Origin of the sequence: Methanotorris formicicus Mc-S-70 (assembly GCF_000243455.1) — an archaeon.
In the GTDB taxonomy this organism is placed as follows: Archaea; AGJL01; Methanococci; order Methanococcales; family Methanococcaceae; genus Methanotorris; species Methanotorris formicicus.
Map to the genome: position 1 here is coordinate 1 of NZ_AGJL01000082.1, position 4,297 is coordinate 4,297.

The following is a 4,297-nucleotide window of genomic DNA, read 5'->3' on the forward strand; positions in this document are numbered from 1 at the left end:
GATTAAAGAGTGCAGTAAAGAGCTAATAAAGAAAGGATTCTCGTAATCACACTGTCAGTATTTTTAATATTTTTATTCACTTTGTTAATTTCTTTTTTTACTAACTCATAATACTTGCTATTTCTAACTTTATTTAGAAGTTTATAAAGTAATTTGCCCATCCGAATTAATGAAAATGGCAATAAAACAAACATTATACCTACAACATAATTTATTTTTTCCCTTATTATACCATATATTAACAAAATAAACCATTCAATAGCATCTAATATTGATGGAAAACCTAATATCCTTAATATACCCTCAATAATCACCATACTAATTGCTCCAATAATAAAATACTCATACCATTTGAGATTATTTTTTTCCATTGAACCCCACCAAATTCTTCTTTAAAAATTTTATAATATTGCGTCTTTAAAATTTAAAAATACTACAGTAAATTATATATGCAACACTTATTTTAATCTAAATACCTAAAAATCCTATCATGGTGATTGAATGGAAAAGGATATTTACGAAAAGGTTATGGATTTAGCAAAAAGAAGAGGTTATTTATGGAGTTCATTTGAAATCTATGGAGGAATTGCAGGATTTGTTGATTATGGACCATTAGGAGCGATATTAAAAAATAACGTAATAAACACGTGGAGAAAATACTACCTAATTAAAGAAGGGTTTTATGAGATTGATAGTCCAACAGTAACACCTTATGAGGTTTTAAAAGCATCTGGGCACGTTGACAACTTCACAGACCCAATTGTTGAATGTAAGAATTGTTTAGAATCATTTAGAGCAGACCATATTATTGAGGAGGCGGTTGATGTAAATACTGAAGGGAAAACATTGGAGGAATTAAGCCAATTGATAAAAGAACATAACATCAGATGTCCAAAATGTGGTGGGGAATTTGGAGAGGTTAAAAAGTTTAACTTAATGTTCGTCACATCCATAGGACCTGGAGGAAAAAGAACAGGTTATATGAGACCAGAAACAGCACAGGGAATATTCATTCAATTTAGGAGATTGGCTCAATTTTTCAGGAATAAATTGCCGTTTGGAGTTGTGCAGATAGGTAAATCATACAGAAATGAGATATCCCCAAGGCAGGGAGTTATTAGGTTGAGGGAATTTACACAGGCAGAGGCAGAGTTCTTTGTCCATCCAAAGATAAAGAAACATGAAAGGTTTAAAGAAGTTGAGGATGAGATTGTCCCACTATTACCAGCAGATAGGCAAATGGATGAGAACTTAAAAGATGAGGAGAAGGTTATTAAAATCACATTAAAAGAGGCAGTTGAGAAAGGTATTATAAGACATGAGACAATTGCCTACTTCATTGCATTAACAAAGAAATTCTTATTGGATATTGGTATCGATGAGAGCAAGTTAAGGTTTAGACAGCATTTGCCTAATGAAATGGCACACTATGCTATTGACTGTTGGGACGCTGAAATATACACGGAGAGGTTTGGATGGATTGAGTGTGTTGGTATTGCTGATAGGACAGATTATGATTTAAAGGCACACATGAACCATAGTGGGGTGGATTTAAGGGTTTTTGTTGAATTTGATGAGCCAAAAGAAGTTGAAACCCATGAAGTTGAATTAAACTACAAAGTTGTTGGAAAAATATTTAAGAAGGAGATGAAATTGGTTGAAGAGGCATTAAAGAATATGGATAATGATGACTTGAAGAAATTGGTAAATGCATTAAATGAAGAAGGAAAATACGTCTTAAAAGTAGATGGAAAGGAATTTGAAATCTTAAGTAATTATGTAAAGATAAACAAAGTTAAGAAAAAAATTATGGGGGAAAAAGTTCTTCCTCATGTCATAGAGCCATCTTATGGTATTGATAGGATAACATACTGTCTATTGGAACATGCCTATAAAGAAGAGGAAGATAGAGCTTATTTAAATTTAAAACCATCAATCGCTCCAGTTAAAGTTGGTGTATTCCCGTTGGTTAATAAAGAGGAAATGCCAGAGATTGCAAAGAAAATAAAGGATATGCTTAGAGAAAATGGGATTATTGCTGAATATGATGACAGTGGGGCTATTGGAAGAAGATATATGAGAATGGATGAGATAGGAACTCCATTCTGCATAACAGTTGATGGAGATACGTTAAAAGACAATACCGTAACAGTTAGAGAGAGAAATACAAGGGAACAAGTTAGGGTAAAGATTGATGAACTCGTTGATTACATAAAAAGTAGATTAAAAGAATAAATTTTTATTTTTTATTTTTTCTTGCTGATTTTGAGATTTTAATGATTTCATCCAATATTTTTTTAGCATTCTCAAAATCTTCCTTTTTGATATGCATCTCCAATTCAGAGAATAGTATTTGCACATGTGGAGCATATAGTTCCTTCTCAATCAAAAATTCCTTGTACTCATACAACAACTTCATAAATTTTTCTCTTTTTATTTTTGGGAGAAAGTCTTTTATATTATCAAAAATCGTAGTTCTTGGAATGTTTAATTCTCTTGCTATTTCTGATAGATTTTTGCCATTTGTTAAAAGTTGAACTACATAATTTTTTATAGATTCGTCAATTTTCTTAGGCCTTCCTCTTTTTTGTTCATCAACTTCAACAAAAATTAGTTTTCTTCTCATATATTCAAGTTTATATTTCATTTTTGAACTATTGTAGATGCTTTTTGGAAGTTTGACGATAATAATGTTATTTTTTGCCTTTTTTTCTAATTCTTTAATCTCATCCCATCGGGGAAATCTACTAAATTTTATTTCAATCATCCTTCCCACACTTACCAAATTTGTCGGAAATTTTTACCAAAGTTTGCAATATGTTACGAAAGGCAACATTTTATATATTTGCAATTAGGAATATATAAAACATACATACTGTTTAGGTGATTGTATGGGAAAAGAAAAAAAGAAAAACACATGGGACATGGGATTAGACTTTGATAAAACCTACAACTTATTTGTTGAAGAAATTGAAAAAATTAAGAAAAAGGAAATAAAATACAAAAAAGACATAAAAAGCCTTGCTTATTTGATTATTGCTCTGTTTCAGTTAAGAAATGGCTGTAGAATTGGGGAAGCAATTGAAGGCATACTTTGGATATGTAAAAATAAGGAAAAATTAAATTGGAATGAACCTATTGAAGTTTCAGTTAAAGTGGAAAAAACAAAAAAGAGCGTAATATACAGAGATATGTATCTTCCATCAATAGTCAAAAAAGAGGACATTGAATTAACCAAAAACGTAATCTTAGACTTAGAAAAAGCAAAAAAACCAAGGATGAGGATTTACCAATGGCTAAAAAACCATTACGGAATTAATACACACTCATTACGATATGCATTTATAACAAAATTTGTTGAAATGAATGCTTCACCACAACTAATTGCAAAAATAACAGGACACATTAATTTAAATCACCTCATTACTTATACCCAAGAAAAAACTGCTAAGAAAATGTTACGGGATTTAGAGATGCACATAAAACGATAAGGAGGGTAAAAAATGCAAACTCATTTTACTATTGAAGATCTAATGGAATTTATAAACATTAAGAACGATGCAAAAGGAGAAATTTTTGAGTTAATAGTTTGGTTGGCTTTGAAAAAAGAGTTTAAATTAGAGCGAGGAGAAACATTTGATTTCAAAATTAAAGGAACTAAAACATATATTGAATGTAAATACGCAGTATCAAAAATTTATCCAAACAGATATAACAGGAATTATTGCCAAGTTTATGAACTAACAAAAAGATATCTTAATGGAAAATTAGAAAAAATCTATCTCGCAACTACAAAAGAAACAAAAACAGGCCATAATGGAATTAAGGATTTAATTAAAAAATTTGATATTGATGGATTTAAATTTTATATCTACGAACTTGACATCCTATACTACATAAAAGAAGCCGTAAAAACTCTACCAATATCTCCAAATTTAGAATCATATTTATCAGTATCTCCGAATATGCATTAGGTATGCACAACTGAGTATTATCTATTGGTTTATTTGTATATATGTGCATTCGAATTAATTCATTAATTTTGATAACGAATTCTTTTAAATTCATGGTTTTATAATTCGTATTTTGTTTTTCCATTGCATTGCAACCCATAGATTGTGAATAATCGCTCTAAGTATAAACAAGAATAATCTTACTTCTAAAATCTTTGATTTCGTTTTTATAGCTATGTTTTTAAGCATTCTGAATCTTGTTTCGATATTCCATCGTTTTTATACGTTTTTAGATATATTTTTGGTCTTTTGAAATCAATGTTGGTTAAGAAAGTATAATAAAC

The 4,297-nt window shown here is 29.9% G+C and carries 5 protein-coding genes; 3 read left to right on the top strand and 2 right to left on the bottom strand.

What is annotated here, in order from left to right:
- Positions 1-2: 2 nt before the first annotated feature.
- Complete coding sequence (locus tag METFODRAFT_RS09180) at positions 3-371, bottom strand: hypothetical protein (protein WP_007045337.1); 369 nt, start codon at positions 369-371, stop codon at positions 3-5.
- Positions 372-501: 130 nt separating this feature from the next.
- Here METFODRAFT_RS09180 and glyS point away from each other — a divergent pair, with 130 nt between their 5' ends.
- On the top strand, positions 502-2,235 hold the full coding sequence (gene glyS, locus METFODRAFT_RS09185; protein ID WP_007045338.1) for a glycine--tRNA ligase: 1,734 nt from the start codon (positions 502-504) through the stop codon (positions 2,233-2,235).
- Between the two features lie 4 nt (positions 2,236-2,239).
- On the opposite strand, the gene METFODRAFT_RS09190 is transcribed toward glyS, so the two are convergent.
- Complete coding sequence (locus METFODRAFT_RS09190; RefSeq protein ID WP_007045339.1) at positions 2,240-2,767, bottom strand: helix-turn-helix domain-containing protein; 528 nt, start codon at positions 2,765-2,767, stop codon at positions 2,240-2,242.
- A 124-nt stretch (positions 2,768-2,891) separates the two neighbouring features.
- Between METFODRAFT_RS09190 and METFODRAFT_RS09195 the strand changes: the two genes are divergently transcribed.
- Together METFODRAFT_RS09195 and METFODRAFT_RS09200 are read left to right on the top strand one after the other, a co-directional pair.
- Complete coding sequence (locus METFODRAFT_RS09195; RefSeq protein WP_007045340.1) at positions 2,892-3,491, top strand: hypothetical protein; 600 nt, start codon at positions 2,892-2,894, stop codon at positions 3,489-3,491.
- A 12-nt stretch (positions 3,492-3,503) separates the two neighbouring features.
- Complete coding sequence (locus METFODRAFT_RS09200; RefSeq protein WP_007045341.1) at positions 3,504-3,974, top strand: hypothetical protein; 471 nt, start codon at positions 3,504-3,506, stop codon at positions 3,972-3,974.
- Positions 3,975-4,297: the final 323 nt, after the last annotated feature.

What these genes read in the sequence shown, in the direction of transcription:
- METFODRAFT_RS09180 (WP_007045337.1), bottom strand. Translation starts at nt 371, where the DNA reads ATGGAAAAAAATAATCTCAAATGGTATGAGTATTTTATTATTGGAGCA.
- glyS (WP_007045338.1), top strand. Translation starts at nt 502, where the DNA reads ATGGAAAAGGATATTTACGAAAAGGTTATGGATTTAGCAAAAAGAAGA.
- METFODRAFT_RS09190 (WP_007045339.1), bottom strand. Translation starts at nt 2,767, where the DNA reads ATGATTGAAATAAAATTTAGTAGATTTCCCCGATGGGATGAGATTAAA.
- METFODRAFT_RS09195 (WP_007045340.1), top strand. Translation starts at nt 2,892, where the DNA reads ATGGGAAAAGAAAAAAAGAAAAACACATGGGACATGGGATTAGACTTT.
- METFODRAFT_RS09200 (WP_007045341.1), top strand. Translation starts at nt 3,504, where the DNA reads ATGCAAACTCATTTTACTATTGAAGATCTAATGGAATTTATAAACATT.